The following is a 16,088-nucleotide window of genomic DNA, read 5'->3' on the forward strand; positions in this document are numbered from 1 at the left end:
GCCGCGCACTGGGTTCTCGTGCGGGTATCCGCGCTGATGCGGCGTCCCGCGCAAAACTCACGGCAGCACTCGTGTTGACGAGTGTGGTCGGCGGGCTGTTTGCGGGCTTGTTCCGTCCGGGCTTTCCACTTCATGGCCAAAAACTTCTTCACTCAGATCTTCGGCTCGCGCAACGACCGGCTGCTCAAGCAGTACCGCAAGACGGTGGAGCGCATCAATGCCCTGGAGCCCGGCCTCGAGAAGCTCGACGACGAGGCCCTGCGCGCCAAGACCGACGAGTTCCGCAAGCGTGTCGCCCAAGGGGAGTCACTCGACGCGCTCCTGCCCGAGGCCTTTGCAGTGGTGCGCGAGGGCTCCAAGCGCGCCATGAAGATGCGCCACTTCGACGTCCAGCTGCAGGGCGCGATGGCCCTGCACCAGGGCAAGATCGCCGAGATGCGCACCGGCGAGGGCAAGACCCTCACCGCTACCTTGGCCGTCTACCTCAATGCCCTGGCCGGGCAGGGCGTGCACGTGGTCACCGTCAACGACTACCTGGCCAATCGTGATGCCCAGTGGATGGGGCGCCTGTACAACTTCCTGGGTCTGTCGGTGGGTGTGAACCTGCCGCAGATGCCCCGCGAGCAGAAGCAGGCGGCCTACCGCGCCGACATCACTTACGGCACCAACAACGAGTTCGGCTTCGACTACCTGCGTGACAACATGGTCTACGAGCCGGCCGACCGGGTGCAGCGGAGCCTTCAATACGCGATCGTCGACGAGGTGGACTCCATCCTGATCGACGAGGCCCGCACGCCGCTGATCATCAGCGGCCAGGCCGAGGACCAGACCGACCAGTACATCGCAATGAACCGGATCGCTCCGCGCTTGCAGCGTCAGGAGGGCGAGGCCGACCCCCGCACCGGCGAAGGTGTGACCAAGCCGGGCGACTACACGTTGGACGAAAAAGGCCGGCAGGTCTACCTCACCGAGCAGGGCCACGAGACCGCCGAGCGCATCCTCGCCGAGATGGGCCTGATCGACGCGGGCGCCAGCCTCTACGACCCGGCCAACATCACCTTGATGCACCACCTGTATGCGGCGCTTCGGGCCCATACCCTGTACTTCCGCGACCAGCACTATGTGGTGCAACAAGGGGAAAGTGGTCAGGCTGAGGTGGTCATCGTCGACGAGTTCACCGGCCGCCTGATGTCAGGCCGCCGCTGGAGCGACGGCCTGCACCAGGCCGTGGAAGCCAAGGAGGGGGTGCCGATCCAGGCCGAGAACCAGACCATGGCCTCGATCACCTTCCAGAACTACTTCCGCCTCTACGGCAAGCTGTCGGGCATGACCGGCACCGCCGACACCGAGGCCTACGAGTTCCAGGAGATCTACGGCCTCGAGACGGTGGTGGTCCCCCCCAACCGCCCGAGCAGCCGGGACGACCAGCTCGACCGCGTCTACAAGACGCCGCGCGAGAAGTACAACGCCGCCATCGACGACATCCGCGACTGCCACACCCGAGGCCAGCCGGTGCTGGTGGGCACCACCTCGATCGAGAACTCGGAGCTGATCTCCCAGCTTCTGACGCAGGCCAAGCTGCCGCACCAGGTGCTCAACGCCAAGCAGCACGCCCGCGAGGCCGACATCGTGGCCCAGGCCGGTCGGCCGGGCATGATCACCATCGCGACCAACATGGCTGGCCGCGGCACCGACATCGTGCTGGGCGGCAACGTGGAGAAGGCTGTTGAGGCGGTCGAGGGCGACGCCTCTCTCGACGCGGGCGCCAAGGCCGCTCGCTCCGCTGCGCTGCGAGAGCAGTGGCAGAAAGACCACCAAAGCGTGGTGGCCCAAGGCGGGCTGCGCATCATCGCCACCGAGCGTCACGAGTCGCGCCGCATTGACAACCAGCTGCGTGGCCGCTCGGGCCGCCAGGGCGATCCGGGCTCCTCGCGCTTCTTCCTGAGCTTGGACGATCCGCTGATGCGCATCTTTGCAGGCGACCGGGTCAAGTCCATCATGGACCGTCTCAAGATGCCCGAGGGCGAGGCCATTGAGGCGGGCATTGTCACCCGCAGCATCGAGAGCGCGCAGCGCAAGGTCGAGGCCCGCAACTTCGACATCCGCAAGCAGCTGCTCGAGTACGACGACGTCTCCAACGACCAGCGCAAGGTGATCTACCAGCAGCGCAATGACATCTTGGATGCGGCGGATCTTTCAGCCCAAATCGCTGCCCTGCGCGAAGGCTGCTTCACTGACCTGGTGCGCCAGCATGTGCCGGCCGAGTCGGTCGAAGAGCAGTGGGATGTGGCCGCGCTCGACAAGGTGCTGGCCGATGAATGGGGCATGCCGCTCGAGCTGTCAAAGCAGGTCGCGGAGTCCTCGGCGATCACCGACGAGGACATCACCGAGAAGGTCGTGGCTGCGGCCCATGCTGCCTTCGCCGCCAAGGTGGCCGAAGTGGGTGAGGCCAACTTCACCCAGTTTGAACGAATGGTGCTGCTGCAAAGCATTGACACCCACTGGCGCGAGCACTTGTCGGCGCTTGACTACCTGCGTCAGGGCATCCATCTGCGCGGCTACGCGCAAAAGCAGCCCAAGCAGGAGTACAAGCGCGAGGCCTTCGATCTCTTTGGCCAATTACTCGACTCGGTCAAGAATGAGGTCACCCGGATACTGATGACCGTGAAGGTGCAGTCCGGTGAGCAGCTGGAAAAGGCGACTGAGGCGCTGGAGGGCCGGGCCGAGCAGATCGCCAACATCACCTACTCCGCACCCACCGAGACCGGCGAGGTCGAGGTCACCACCGACGCGGCCACCTCAGCCGTCGCCGTGCCCCGGGTGGGCCGTAACGACGCTTGCCCCTGTGGCAGTGGCAAGAAGTACAAGCACTGTCACGGCGCGCTGAGCTAAGCGCCTGTTGGGCTGGGCCCGGTGACTGTTCTGTTGATAACAGCGCCGCGCCTCTGAGGCACGCGGTTGCGGCGTGCTTCGCCGCCCACAGGACTCGCTCGAATCTCGGTGTCCACCCGTGAGGGATGGCAGTCGAGACTGGTAGTCCTGCCAGGGCTGCTTGTAACCAAATTTTTTTCCCGAATTGAATGAGGGGGTGTTCCCGAACCTTAGGAGGCCTCCCATGAGCGAGCAGCTCAATATCCAGGCGCCGGCACGACCTGCCAGCCTTGGATTGGCAGTGTCCGGTGGTATCCCCACCCGGGTCCTGCCCCTGCAGTCCCTTGCCCCGCGCAGTGCGGGTCCACAGTCAGCCGGTCTGCTCGGTGCAGTTCCCCACCCTGGCCTCTCCGAGGCCCTGCGCGCGCGCATTGCGCGAGATTTCATGCCCCGCTGGACCCACGAGTGGGGTGGGCGCTTCTTTGCCGAGGGGCGTGTGCCAGGCCCCCAGGCGGTACGTCTAGACGGCAACGACTACCTGTCAATCGCTGGCCATCCCAAGATCGTCTCCGCCCAGATCGACGCCCTGCGTCGGCACGCCAGCTTCATGGTCCAGTCTGGCATCTTCCAGAAAACCGATTCGCCGGGCCTGCGGCTGGAGGCGGATCTGGCGGCTTGGCTGCAGGCCCAGGGCGTGGTCCTCTGCCAGTCGGGCTATGCGGCCAACCTGGGTCTGCTGCAGGTGATCGCTGAGCCGGATACCCCGGTGTATATCGACGCCTTGGCGCATATGTCACTGTGGGAAGGCATTCGCGCCGCGCGTGCGCAGCCTCGGCCCTTCCGGCACAACCAGCCCGACCATCTGGCACGCTGCATCCGCGAGCATGGGCCGGGTGTGGTCGTGGTGGACGCTGTCTACAGCACGACCGGGGCTCTGTGCCCTCTGGAAGAAATGGTCCGTGTCGCTGAAGAGGGGGGCTGCATGATCGTGGTCGATGAGTCGCACTCGCTCGGCACGCATGGCCCACAGGGGCGCGGCCTGTGTGTCGGGCTGGGTCTGGCGCACCGGGTGCACTTCATCACCGCCAGCCTGGCCAAGGCATTTGCGGGGCGGGCGGGTTTCTTCACCGTCCCCGACGAGTTGCGGCCCTACCTGAGCCTCAACAGTTTCCCCAGTGTCTTCAGTTCCTGCCTCTTGCCCTACGAGGTGATTGGTCTGCAGGAGACGCTCGCCGTGGTGCAGGCTTCAGACGACGCTCGGCTTCGTTTACGGCAAATCACCCTTCGCCTGCGCCGCCACCTCACCCTCTTGGGCTACCCGGTGGGGCAGGGCACCGAGCAGATCATTGCCCTGGAGACCGGCCGTGAAGCCGACACGCTGGCGCTACGTGACGCGCTTGAGGCGCAGGATATCTTTGGCGCCATGTTCTGTGCCCCGGCCACTGCGCGGGATCGGGCCATGGTGCGCCTGACCCTGACCGCGGGCCTCACGGACTCTGAGATCACGCGGGTGGAGTCCGTGCTGGCCGCCATGGCGCCTGAACTGCGCCCCTGGGATTGGCCGGCCGCCCGGCGCCAGCGCGCAGCGGAGGTCCGGGCGTCCGCGCTTGGGTCGGGTCTGGGGCGCGATCAGAGCGCCGTCGCCATGCCCCAGGCGGTGAATCCGAAGGCGGTGATGCCTGAGCCAGCTATGCCCGAGCCAGCGTTACGCTAGTCGCCCAAGCCCTGGATGCGGCGCGCGCCCTGCGCTGCGAGCCAGGATCGGTAGCCTTGTATTGGCTCTGGCAAGGCCTCTGTCGGTAAGGGAAACAGGGCTGCCAGTAGTTGGCCGCCCTCGTCGAGCGTAAAGGCCTGCTGGAACGGGCCCGGACCGTTCAAACCCAGGCTCTGGTGAACCTCCGGCGCCACGAGCACATCGCCCTGCTCCAAGAGCCCCCGATAGTCCCCTGGTAAGCCGCTCTCGGGCGCTGTGGTGAGCTCATGCACCCGCTGTGGCAGCGCCTCGCGCGCTTGCAGTTGCAGCCAGCTGGCACGGCCCTCGGCGTCCAGGCCCAGCACGCCAAAGGGGTCTCCGCACACCACATACTCCACCCACTCCCGGTCCATCAGCGCCTTGAGCGCGCGACCCGCACCGCCTTGGCGGAGCAGGGCCATCTGTTGCGGCCGCAGCGTGGCGCGCCAGATAGCGTCGTGCCGGTCGTGGCAATGGTCGGCCAGGCGCTCCAGGCTTCGCGCAAGCAGGCTGGCCATCTCGGCGGACTGTTTGGCGATGTACTGGTCGATCAGGCCGTGATTGAAGGCGTCGACCGCCACTCGCTCATCGGCCTGCCCCGTGAGTAGCACGCGCGCGCCTGGCCAGCCGGTGCGCAGCTGGCCGAACACTTCGAGTCCGCTCAGCCCCGGCATCATGTGGTCACTGACCCCGACATGCGTCAGACCATACCGTTGGGAATGCCGCGCCCAGTAGCGGAGCATCTGTGGGATGAGAGGGCGCCCCTGGCGCCAGAGGTCGACCACGGTCTCCTGTCGGTAGCAGTCGGCGGCCCAGTCCTTTTGCTCCTCCCGCATATGTTGCAAGCAGCCATGCGGCCGCAGGAAGAGGCGCACATGGCGCTCGGGCGGCAGCAGCAAGGCCATCAGGTCGAGGTAATCAGGGTCGTCGTCGAGCAGGAAGATGCTGCCGGGGCGTCGGAACAGGTGAAAGCTCATATGACTTTGTTCGGCGTGCTGGGGCGCATCTGGGTCGCCCGAGACTTCGCTGCGGTTGATTTGCGGGAGGCGGCCGAGACCGGCAGCTCGATGATGAAGGTGGCGCCTTCTCCGAGCGCCGACTCGACCCGCAGGCGGCCGCCGCCTCGGTGAACCACCCGCTGGCAAAAGGCCAGGCCCAGGCCGTGTCCGCTGGCATGGTGGCTGGAGACGAAGGGCTGGAACAGGCGCGCCTGCAGATGCGGTGGGATGCCAATGCCGCGGTCGATGACCCGTATGCGGCCCCAGCGCGGGGAGGTTTGCTCAATTTCCACCCGCAGGTCGCCAGGCACAGGGCCTTCTGGCAGGCTGGCCAGGGCGCGCAACGCGTTGCGCAGGAGGTTGTCTACGACCTGGAGGAACAGGCTGCGCACAGTGTCGAATTCGAAGTCGCTGTGCACCACCAACTCGACACATTGGCGCTCACGTTCATGGCGGAAGGGGTGTGACGCCATGGCTTCCCGCAGCAGGCAGGCGGCGCTCACACTCTCGGTGGCTGGTGGCAGCCGGAGCAGGCGTGCATTGGTGATTTGGGTGTCGATTTGCCGGTGCATATTGCGCACCAGGTTGAGTAGCCGATGGGCCAGGTGTTCGACCTGCTCACGGCGCAGGGGCGTTGCGGTGCGGGCCTCCTGCCGCATGGCCTCACCGATGAGATTCATCGTGGCCAGCGGGGTGCGCAGCTCATGGGCCATGATGCCCATGGTGTCCAACGCCTGCTTGAGTTGTTCCCGCCGCAGGTTCGAGGTGGACATGCCGAGCATCAGCCCGGTGGCGGCGCAAAACACAAAGACCACCGCCTGCGCCTGGACGGCTTCGGTGGGCAGCGACAGCGTGTCGGGGCCGAACCCGGCGAACAGCATCCAGCCGGCCGGTAGCCCGGTCACGAGGCCCAGGCTCGCCAGCCGCCAGTCGGTCAGGTTGAGATAGATGAGCAGCATTGCCGCGGCGGAGGCAAACCAGACCGCATTGCCGCCGTTGCACAGGTACATCCAGGTGAAGTAGACGGGCAAGGTGATCCAGAAGATCACCGACGTGACCAAGGTGGCGGTTCGTGTGGGCGGGCAATGAGAAAGGGCTGGTGTGACGATGAGCACCAGGCCGAGGCCGCTCATCGCGAGACGCTGCCAGGGGTCGTCATAGGGCTGGGGCGTCCAGCGCGTCCACAGAAGGTGGAACAGGGGGTGCCCTACCGCTGTGAAAAGGCCGAGTGCCCGTACCCGGCGGGGCAGTGGGCTCTGCAGCGGGTCGAACAGCGGCGCCAGCAGGGTTTCACCCCACGAGGAGAACCATGAGGAGACCCTCGACGCGAACCATGCAGCAGCCCGGCCAATGGCCCATGAAGCCGGGATACCTGACCACCCCTGTCGCCAGGACCTGGCCGTCGTGCGCGAGCGGGTTGATGCCATCGTTTGTAGTGCTATCGTTCTCATTTTCGAGGACGTACGACAAACACCATGGGAGATCCTGTTAACTTCTACAGCGTGTGCCTGGACGGCATCCTGAGCGACTGGCTGGCCACCTTGCGCGAATTTGCCGTCGAGGCGGTGGTTGTGCTCGGGCCCGACCCGCTGGGCGGCGCCGACGACCGCCAGGTCGTTTGTGTCCATCCGCCGATGGCGTCTGACACCGCCAGCGCGCTGGCGGCCAGCACTGATTTCAGCGGCGCCTGGCGCGACTCCGACGCACCCTTGGTGGCCTGGCAGCACATCGCCCGGGGCGCGGCCCTGCACGACACCGGCTGGCGCGGCCTGGCGCGCGCCCATGGCTTTCAGTCCATGGTTCGAGTGGAGTTTCCCTTGCCGGCACAGCGCTCCTTCGAATGCTTCATGTTCAGCCCGCGCGAGCTGATCGACCGCACCGAGGCAGCGCTGCTGGCCTGGTCGACCCTGAGCGTATGGCCCCTGGTACGCCGCTCCATCGCCGACGAACGCTCGGCGCTGAGCCCGCGTGAACGCCAATGCCTCTCGCTGGCCTTTGACGGCCACACCGCCCGGGAGAGCGCCTCGCGCCTGTCTTGCACCGAGCGAACGGTCAATTACCACCTGGCCAATGCCATGGCTAAGCTCAAGGTGGAGAACAAGCTGGCGGCAATCCAGCGTGCAAGCTGGATCGGTGCCATCTGATTGCTGCAGCTTCGGTCTCTGCTCCGGCGCTGGCCCTGGTCCTCAGCGCAGTGTGACAATGCCGGTTTTGCTGACCAACGGTTTTCCCGAAAGACCCGCATGCTGCTTGCCATCGACGTGGGGAACACGCGCCTGAAGTGGGCGCTCTATCCATACGCCCGTCCCGGTGCCCAGCCCCTTGCCCAGGGCGCCGAATTTCTCGAAAACATCGACAAGCTCGCGGAGGGCCCCTGGCGCGAGCTGCCGGCGCCCCGGCAGATGATCGGATGCACCGTAGCGGCCGACGCCATCAAGCAACGGGTCCAGGAGCAGATCGAAGAACTGTGGGATTTGGCGCCGCGCTGGGTCCATGCCAATGCGGCGGAGGCGGGGCTGGTCAACGGCTACGACCACCCTGCCCGCTTGGGGTCCGACCGCTGGGTCGCCATGATCGGCGGCTGGCATCGCATGCGTGCTGCTTGCGCCGAAGGTCCGGCTCGGCCGCTGGTGGTCGTCATGGTGGGTACCGCGGTCACCGTGGAGGCGGTCAGTCCCGAGGGCCACTTCCTGGGCGGCCTGATCCTTCCGGGGCACGGCATCATGCTGCGCGCGCTGGAGTCTGGCACCGCCGGCCTGCACGTGCCCACCGGCGAGGTGCGGCCCTTTCCCACCAATACCAGCGACGCGCTCACCAGCGGCGGCACCTATGCGATCGCCGGCGCCATCGAGCGCATGGTGATGCACCAGCGCCAGCAGTTCGGGTTGGAGCCCCTGTGCTACATGACTGGCGGCGCGGGCTGGAAGATGGCGCCGCATCTGACCATGCCTTTTGAGTTGGTCGACAGCCTCATCTTCGACGGCCTTTTGCAGGTGGCCCAAGCGCGGGCATTGCTACCGGCTTGAGTCGGCTCTCCAGCCGTAGGGTGTCAGCCGAGCGTGCGCTCCAGGCTTCAGAGGGTGCGCCCCAGGCTTCAGAGGGTGCGCCGAGCCTGCGCCTCAGGCTGTGCGCCGGGTCAGTGCCTCAGGCCGCCGGGCGGGCGAACCAAGCCTCGGCCAGCCGCACCCAGTAGGTGGCGCCGAGGGGGATCAGGTCGTCGTTGAAGTCGTAGCTCGTGTTGTGCAGCATGCAGGGCCCGCCGCCATGGCCGATCTCCCGGTGGGCGCCGTCGCCGTTGCCAATGAAGCAATAGGCGCCCGGCTTGGCCTGCAGCATGTAGGCGAAGTCTTCTGCGCCCATAGTGGGTTCTTGGACTTGCACATTGTCTGCGCCGACGATGTCGGCCATCACCTCGCGCGCGAAGTTGGCCTCGTGTACAGCGTTGATCGTTGGCGGGTAGTTGCGCTCGAAGGCGAATTCGCAGACGCAGTCATGGGCGGCGCACAGATGCTCGGCAATCTGGCGCATTCGCCGCTCGATCAGGTCCAGCACCGGTGTGGTGAAGGTGCGCACCGTGCCCTGGATCTCGCAGTTGTCCGGTACCACGTTGGTGGCCTCGCCGGCGTGGATCATGGTCACCGAGATCACCGCCGTGTCGATCGGCTTTTTGTTACGGGTGATGATGGTCTGGAAGGCCTGCACCATCTGGCAGGCCACGGGAACGGGATCGATCGTGTTGTGCGGCAGCGCCGCATGGCCACTTTTGCCCCGAATGGTGATCTTGAATTCGTTGGACGAAGCCATGACCGGACCGGGGCTGGCCGCGAAGCTGCCCACGGGTGCGCCTGGCCAGTTGTGCATGCCGAACACCGCCTCCATCGGAAACTGCTCGAACAGGCCGTCCTTGATCATCTCCCGGGCGCCGCCCCCGCCCTCTTCGGCCGGCTGGAAGATCAGGTAGACGGTGCCGTCGAACGGGCGGTTGCGCGCCAAGTGCTGGCCCGCGGCGAGCAGCATCGCGGTATGGCCATCGTGGCCGCAGGCGTGCATCTTCCCCGGATGGCGGCTGGCATGCGCGAAGGTGTTGAACTCCTGCATCGGCAGGGCATCCATGTCGGCCCGCAGGCCGATGGCGCGCGGCGAGTCGCCCCCTTTGACAATCCCCACCACGCCGGTGCGGCCCAGGCCGCGGTGGATGGGAATGCCCCACTCGGTGAGCCGCGCGGCCACCAGGTCGGCGGTGCGGTGCTCCTCGTAGCAAAGCTCAGGATGGGCGTGCAGGTCGCGGCGGAGGGCAGCGATGCCGGCCGACTGGGTGACGAGAGAGTCGATCAGTTTCATGGCGGGTCAGGCTCCACCGGCATCGGCGCAGCAGACCCCAGGCCCGCCCCGGCGCCGGCGCCGGTCAAGTTCCCAGTCTAGCGGGGGATGTGCCGGCGGTCGACGGCTGGTCCAAAATCCCCTCATGGCCAACTCCCTTGCCGCCCCTGGCGCCTTGCCCCTGCCGCATACCGGACCTACTGCCTTGTCCGGTACCGCTGCCTCGCCTGCCGATTTCCGCCCGGGCGCGAGCAGCACCGTGCGGGGCGCCTGCCCGCATGACTGCCCCGACACCTGTGCCCTGGTGACCACCGTCGAGGGCGGCCGTGCCGTGCGGGTCCAGGGCAACCCAGACCACCCAATGACCGAGGGCGTGCTCTGCACCAAGGTGTCCCGCTACACCGAGCGCACCTATCACGCTGAGCGTGTGCTCACCCCGCTGCGCCGGGTGGGCCCCAAGGGCGCGGGTCGCTTCATTCCCTGCAGTTGGGAGGACGCGCTCACCGACATCGCCGCCCGGCTGGCGGGCATCGCGGCCCGTGACCCGCAGGCCATCGTCCCGTACAGCTACGCCGGCACCATGGGCCTGGTGCAGGGCGAGGCCATGGCGGCCCGATTTTTCAACAAGCTGGGCGCTTCCCTCCTTGATCGCACCATCTGCGCATCCGCAGGCGGTGAGGGTTTGGTCACCACGCTCGGCGGCAGGGTTGGCATGCGAATGGAGCAATTCGCCCATTCGAAGCTGATCCTCATCTGGGGAAGCAATTCGATCGCCAGCAACCTGCATTTCTGGCGCCTGGCGCAAGAGGCCAAGCGCCAGGGCGCGCGCCTGGTCTGCATCGACCCCCGCCGCACCGAGACCGCCGAGAAGTGCCATGAGCACATCGCACTTTTGCCCGGTACCGACGCCGCGCTTGCCCTGGCTCTGATGCACGAGCTGGTGGTCAACGACTGGCTGGACCACGACTACATTGCCCGCCACACCCTGGGTTTCGAGCCGCTACGCGAGCGGGCGCTGCAATGGCCTCCCGAGCGCGCGGCCGAGGTCTGCGGGGTACCGGCCGAACAGATTCGGCGCCTCGCCCGCGACTACGCCCACACCCGGCCGGCAGCCATTCGCCTGAACTACGGCATGCAGCGCGCCCGTGGCGGCGGGAACGCGGTGCGGGCCGTGGCCTGCCTGCCGGCGCTGGTGGGCGCCTGGCGGCATCCGGCCGGCGGCCTGCTGCTGTCCAACTCTGGACGTTTTCCGGTGCGCAGCGAGGCCCTGCAGCGCCCCGACCTCCTGGCGGGGCGTCGGCCGCGCACGATCAATATGAGCACCATCGGCGATGACCTGTTGCGCGAGGCCTCAGCGGACTTCGGTCCGCGAATCGAGGCTCTGGTGGTCTACAACAGCAACCCGGTCGCGGTCGCGCCCCAGTCCTCAAAGGTCGCGCGGGGTTTTGCCCGCGAAGACCTGTTCACCGTGGTGCTCGAGCATTTCCTCACCGACACCGCTGACCACGCCGATTACGTGTTGCCCGCCACCACCCAGTTGGAGCACTGGGACATTCATCTGTCCTACGGTCATACCGACGTCTTGCTCAATCGGCCAGCCATCGCGCCGGTCGGGCAGGCCCTGCCGAATTCCGAAATCTTCCGCCGGCTGGCCCACGCCATGGGCTGGGCCGACCCCTACTTCGGCGAGGACGACGAGTCGCTCTGCCGTGCAGCTTATGGCGAGGCGGTGGACTGGCAGCGCTTGATGGCGCAAGGGTTCGCAGCGCTCTCAGTGCCCCAGGCGCCATTTGCGGAAGGGGGCTTTCCAACCCCCTCGGGCCGCTGCGAGTTCTACAGCCAACGCCTGGCGGCCCAGGGCCTGGACGGCCTGCCCGATTGGCTTCCCAACCATGAGCCTGCCGGCAGCGACCTGCGACATCCCTTGGCCATGATCTCGCCGCCGGCGCGCAACTTCCTCAATTCGACGTTCGTCAATGTGAAGAGTCTGCGTGACATCGAGGGGCGGCCCTTGCTGGAGATCCACCCACAGGACGCAGCCCCGCGCGGCATCGACAGCGGGACCCTGGTGCGGGTGTTCAACGAGCGCGGCGAGTACCACTGCGAGGCCGAGGTCAGCACGCGGGCGCGGCCCGGGGTGGTGCATGGTCTGGGGATCTGGTGGCGCAAGCTGGGCCCGCGCGGGACCAATGTGAACGAACTCACCAGCCAGAAGCTCACCGACCTGGGGCGGGCGCCGGTGTTCTACGACTGCCTGGTGCAGGTCGAGGCGGCTGGAGACGAGGCAGCGTCATGATGCGCGGCTGGACGACTGTCGGCAGGCGAGGACGCTTGACGGCGTCGGCGATCGCTCTGGTTGCGGGGCTGGCCGCCTGCGCCCATACGCCGCCTGGTGCGGAGCCGGTCGAGGCGCCGCTTGCCTATTACTGGCAGTCGGCAGAGGGGCACCTGCGCCTGCTGGCGGCCGCCCGGCCGGTCAACGATTGGCTGGTGGAGGAGGGCGCTCCCGCGCAGCTCAAGGCCCAGTTGCGGCTCGCCCAGCGACTGCGCGAATTCGCCAGCCAAGCGCTGGCACTCCCCGACAACGCCAGCTACACCCGGTACGCAGACCTGCGCCGGTCGGCGGCCTTGTGGAATCTGGTGGCTGCGCCGCCTCTGTCCCTGCAGCTGCGGACTTGGTGCCACCCAGTGACGGGCTGCGTTGGCTACCAGGGCTGGTTCGACGAGGCCAGGGCCGGCGAGGCGGCGGCCCGTCTTGCGGGCCGAGGGCTGGATGTAGCGGTCTACCCGGTCCCGGCCTATTCCACGCTCGGCTGGTCAAACTGGTTGGGCGGCGACCCGCTCCTCAACACCTTTGTCCAGGGCGGCGAGATCGAACTGGCCCGCCTTATCTTTCACGAACTGGCCCACCAGCTGTTCTATGTCAAGGACGACACCGCGTTCAACGAATCCTTTGCGACCGCAGTCGAGCGCTTGGGTCTCGCGCGTTGGCTGGCGGGTTCTGCCGACGAGCGCCTGCGCCAGGCCTATCACGAAGCCGAGCGACGACGACAGGCATTTCGGGCCCTCAAGCGTGAGACGCGAGAGCGTCTGGCGGATGTCTATGCCCAGACCGGGCTGTCCGACTCGGAGAGGCTCGGCCGCAAGGCCCAGGTACTCGCGGACTTGCGCGGAGCCTATCGGCAGCTTCGTGCGGGCTGGGGCCTCGATCCGGCGCGGGTTTTTCCCGCCGACCGTTGGGTGGAAGAGGCCAACAACGCCAGCCTGGCCGCCGAGGGTGCCTATGACCAATGGGTGCCAGCGTTTGAGGCGCTGTTCGCGCGCGAGGTCGGTGGCGGTACCGACTGGCGGCCGTTCTACGCCGCTGTGCGCCGGCTGGCCGACCTGCCAGTGCCGGCGCGCCGCGATGCGCTGGAGGCCTTGCTCAGGACAGGGAGTCGATGAGGTCCACGTACTGCTGCATCGCGTCTTCCTGCGGCAGGCCGTTGAGCTTGTTCCACGCGTCCCATTTGGCGCGGCCCACCAGGTCGCCAAATCCCGGCTTGTCGCCGGTGACATCGCCTTCGGTGGCCTGCTTGTAGAGGGCGTAGATCTGCAGCAGGGTGCTGTTGTCGGGCCGCTGCGAAATGTTGCGGCTGTTGGAAACTGCGGCCTGGAAGCGGCTACTGAGGTCAGACATGGGGGTGACGCACGGCGTGGAAGGAGTGCGCCAGTATCGTGCATCAGCGGTTCCCGTGGCGCGTCGCCCATCCTTGAGCCTACGCGCTGCGGTCCTTGTGTTCCTTGACAGTTCCGGGGCTGGCCAATGGGTGATTTGTGCCTTAATAGCGGGCGATGCCGCCCCCTTGGGAGAGCGGTATGTGGAGTCCGTATCGGGATCCGTTTTGGGGCGTGCAGTGCAGTGTGTTTGCGCGTTGCACGGCTTGAATTTTCTGGAGGTGAGCCTCTGTGGGGATAGGCGTCTATGGGTGAACAGGCAGTATCGGCAGCGTGGATCGCGGGCGTTGTGGCGTTTGCCACCAGCCTGCTGATCGTGCTCACCCGTCACTGGCATGGCCGCTTCACTCTGGACGGCACCCAGGGCGTGCAGAAATTTCATGCTGCGCCCACGCCGCGCATCGGAGGCCTCGCGGTCGTCCTGGGCTTGGTGATTTCCCTCAACGTTCTGGCGCCGGCGGTCGCACAGATCCTGGGTGCGCTTCTGCTCTGCGCGGTCCCTGCTTTTTTCTCCGGCTTGGGCGAGGACCTCACCCGCCGCGTCAGCGTCCGCACCCGCCTGCTGGCCACACTGGCCAGTGGCGCGCTGGCCTGGTGGCTGGCCGATGCCGCGCTGCGCCGGCTGGACATCCCCGTGCTCGACTCTTGGCTGGCCTGGGCACCTGTTTCCCTGCTCTTCACCGCGTTTGCGGTCGGGGGTGTCGCCAACGCCATCAATATCGTTGACGGCTTCAACGGACTGGCCGCCGGCATCGTGCTCATCGCACTGGCGGGCCTGGGTCTGCTGGCCCAGGGAGCTGGCGACACCGCAGTCGCCTCGGTATGCCTGGTTGTTGGCGCAGCAGTCCTCGGCTTTGCGCTGGTCAACTTTCCTCTGGGCAAGATCTTCCTTGGCGATGGCGGTGCGTACCTGCTCGGGTATCTCCTGGCGGCGCTGGCGGTCCTGGTCAGCACGCGCAACCCCCAAATCTCACCCTGGGCCGCCCTCATGGCCTGCGCCTATCCCATCTTGGAGGTCGCTTTCAGCGTGGTGCGGCGCATCCGCAGACAGCATCCGGCCGGTCATCCAGACCGCCTGCACCTTCACAGCCTGATCAACCGGCGGATCATTCGCAAGCGCTTTGCGCCCCTGTCGGCCACCCTCCAGAATTCCGCCGTTTCGCCCATCGTCTGGGGGCTGGCAGCGGCCCCTGCCGCCTGCGGGCTCCTGTTTCGGGACAGTACCCCGCGCCTGATGACGGCGACGCTGCTCTTTGCCTTGCTCTACGCGATCGCTTATCTGCGGCTGGTTCGCTTCTCATGGTCCTGGCGTGCACGCCGCCCAGTTCTGCCTGGCGCAGTGAGCAGCCGCTGAGCGCACACCATGACTGCCCGCCCGACTGACCCCGGCATTCACGGCTTGGCCGTGGCCGCCGTTGATGGCGGCTTCGATGGCAACCGCGCTCGAGATGCCGATCGCGATTCCGCTCGCGATGCCGATCCCGCTGCTGATCCCGCTGCTGATCCCGAATTGGGCCTAGCAGACCTGCTCCTGGTCCTCGCAGAGAACGCCCGCTTGCTCGTGATCGGCCCCGTGCTTGCGGCGCTGGTCGCTCTGGCCCTTGGCAGCCTGCTTCCCCAGCGCTGGGAGAGCGTCACCCTTTTGCGGGGCGCCTCGCCGACGCTGGTCACGGTGGTCACGAGTCCGGCGGTCCTGCTACCGGTGGCCCGCGCCCAGGGGCTGGCGGCGGGCCAGTCCACTGATGAGGCGGTCGAGAAGCTGCGCGGCCGCATCAAGGCGAGCTTCAACCCCAAGGATCTGGTGCTCACGCTGGCCGTTGTCGGCGATTCGCCTCTGGCGGCCCAGGCCCTCGGCCTTCGTATCTTCGAGCAGCTCAAAATTGCCTCGGCACCCGCAGGCTCCGAGAAGGCGCGTTTCGAGACCCAAATGGCCGACATCAACCGCCGCGAAGAGCAGATCGACGGCCCGATTGCGGCGCTCTCGGCCCGCCTGCGTGATACGCCACCTGCCGTTGCATCGGAACTCTCCCGCAGCTTCGGCCAGCTGATTTCAACGGCCCACCAGCTCAACTCCGATCGCATGGCAATCGCCAAGCAGCTGGCTGGCGTCGACGAGTCCCATCTGCTGCAGGCGCCCTCCCTGCCGGATCGGGCGCAGGGCCGCAAGCTCGCGCTGGTGGCTCTGGCCGCCGCACTGGGCGTTTTTTGCCTGCTGCTGGTCGTGGCCTTTTTTCGCCTTGCGCTGCGCGCAGCAGAGGGCGACCCCGCGTCAGCGCCCAAGCTGCTTCTGGCGCGTGAAGCCTGGCGCCGCGCCATCGGGCGGGAGGGGGCCGCGCCTGGCAGGCGTAGGCCGACTGGGCCTCGAGCGCGCCCGCGCTGAACCTGGTAGCTCATAGGCGAGCCAGCCAGATCCCGGCAGGCAAAGCGGCTCAATGGCGCCACCTCAGCGG

At 66.9% G+C, this 16,088-nt stretch carries 12 protein-coding genes; 8 read left to right on the forward strand and 4 right to left on the reverse strand.

The window, feature by feature from the left end:
- Positions 1-132: 132 nt before the first annotated feature.
- Complete coding sequence (gene secA, locus QE494_RS02580; RefSeq protein ID WP_300041250.1) at positions 133-2,892, forward strand: preprotein translocase subunit SecA; 2,760 nt, start codon at positions 133-135, stop codon at positions 2,890-2,892.
- 223 nt (positions 2,893-3,115) lie between these two features.
- On the forward strand, positions 3,116-4,585 hold the full coding sequence (gene cqsA, locus QE494_RS02585; protein WP_300041252.1) for an alpha-hydroxyketone-type quorum-sensing autoinducer synthase: 1,470 nt from the start codon (positions 3,116-3,118) through the stop codon (positions 4,583-4,585).
- Here cqsA and QE494_RS02590 read toward each other — a convergent pair.
- On the reverse strand, positions 4,582-5,580 hold the full coding sequence (locus tag QE494_RS02590; RefSeq protein ID WP_300041254.1) for a response regulator: 999 nt from the start codon (positions 5,578-5,580) through the stop codon (positions 4,582-4,584). The genes cqsA and QE494_RS02590 overlap by 4 nt on opposite strands.
- The gene (locus tag QE494_RS02595) at positions 5,577-6,734 is read right to left on the reverse strand and encodes a sensor histidine kinase KdpD (protein WP_300041256.1); all 1,158 of its coding nucleotides are present in this window, start codon (positions 6,732-6,734) and stop codon (positions 5,577-5,579) included. The genes QE494_RS02590 and QE494_RS02595 overlap by 4 nt, the downstream gene beginning before the upstream one ends.
- 342 nt (positions 6,735-7,076) lie before the next feature.
- On the opposite strand from QE494_RS02595, the gene QE494_RS02600 reads away from it, so the two are divergent.
- Entirely contained in the window at positions 7,077-7,745 is a 669-nt protein-coding gene (locus QE494_RS02600) for a helix-turn-helix transcriptional regulator (protein ID WP_300041258.1), read from the forward strand.
- 99 nt (positions 7,746-7,844) lie between these two features.
- Positions 7,845-8,627, forward strand: coding sequence for a type III pantothenate kinase (locus tag QE494_RS02605; protein WP_300041259.1), 783 nt, complete (start codon positions 7,845-7,847; stop codon positions 8,625-8,627).
- A 118-nt stretch (positions 8,628-8,745) separates the two neighbouring features.
- Here QE494_RS02605 and QE494_RS02610 read toward each other — a convergent pair whose 3' ends face one another.
- Positions 8,746-9,942, reverse strand: coding sequence for a M20 aminoacylase family protein (locus QE494_RS02610; RefSeq protein ID WP_300041261.1), 1,197 nt, complete (start codon positions 9,940-9,942; stop codon positions 8,746-8,748).
- 124 nt (positions 9,943-10,066) lie between these two features.
- On the opposite strand from QE494_RS02610, the gene QE494_RS02615 reads away from it, so the two are divergent.
- Both QE494_RS02615 and QE494_RS02620 read left to right on the forward strand, forming a co-directional pair.
- Complete coding sequence (locus tag QE494_RS02615) at positions 10,067-12,217, forward strand: molybdopterin-dependent oxidoreductase (RefSeq protein ID WP_300041263.1); 2,151 nt, start codon at positions 10,067-10,069, stop codon at positions 12,215-12,217.
- 35 nt (positions 12,218-12,252) lie between these two features.
- Positions 12,253-13,365: an aminopeptidase gene (locus QE494_RS02620; protein ID WP_300041265.1), complete on the forward strand. Its 1,113-nt coding sequence runs from the start codon at positions 12,253-12,255 to the stop codon at positions 13,363-13,365.
- Here the strand turns inward: QE494_RS02620 and QE494_RS02625 are convergent.
- Positions 13,346-13,600, reverse strand: a complete 255-nt coding sequence (locus QE494_RS02625; RefSeq protein ID WP_300041267.1) for an acyl-CoA-binding protein — start codon at positions 13,598-13,600, stop codon at positions 13,346-13,348. The two genes, QE494_RS02620 and QE494_RS02625, sit on opposite strands and share 20 nt — an antisense overlap.
- A 285-nt stretch (positions 13,601-13,885) precedes the next feature.
- Between QE494_RS02625 and QE494_RS02630 the strand changes: the two genes are divergently transcribed.
- Both QE494_RS02630 and QE494_RS02635 read left to right on the forward strand, forming a co-directional pair.
- Positions 13,886-14,992 carry a glycosyltransferase gene (locus tag QE494_RS02630; protein ID WP_300041269.1) on the forward strand — a complete coding sequence of 369 codons (1,107 nt, stop codon included), beginning with the start codon at positions 13,886-13,888 and terminating at the stop codon, positions 14,990-14,992.
- 9 nt (positions 14,993-15,001) lie between these two features.
- Positions 15,002-16,018 carry a hypothetical protein gene (locus QE494_RS02635; protein ID WP_300041271.1) on the forward strand — a complete coding sequence of 339 codons (1,017 nt, stop codon included), beginning with the start codon at positions 15,002-15,004 and terminating at the stop codon, positions 16,016-16,018.
- The last annotated feature ends 70 nt before the right edge of the window (positions 16,019-16,088 follow it).

It is taken from the genome of Ramlibacter sp., assembly GCF_029866045.1.
Lineage (GTDB): Bacteria > Pseudomonadota > Gammaproteobacteria > Burkholderiales > Burkholderiaceae_C > Ramlibacter.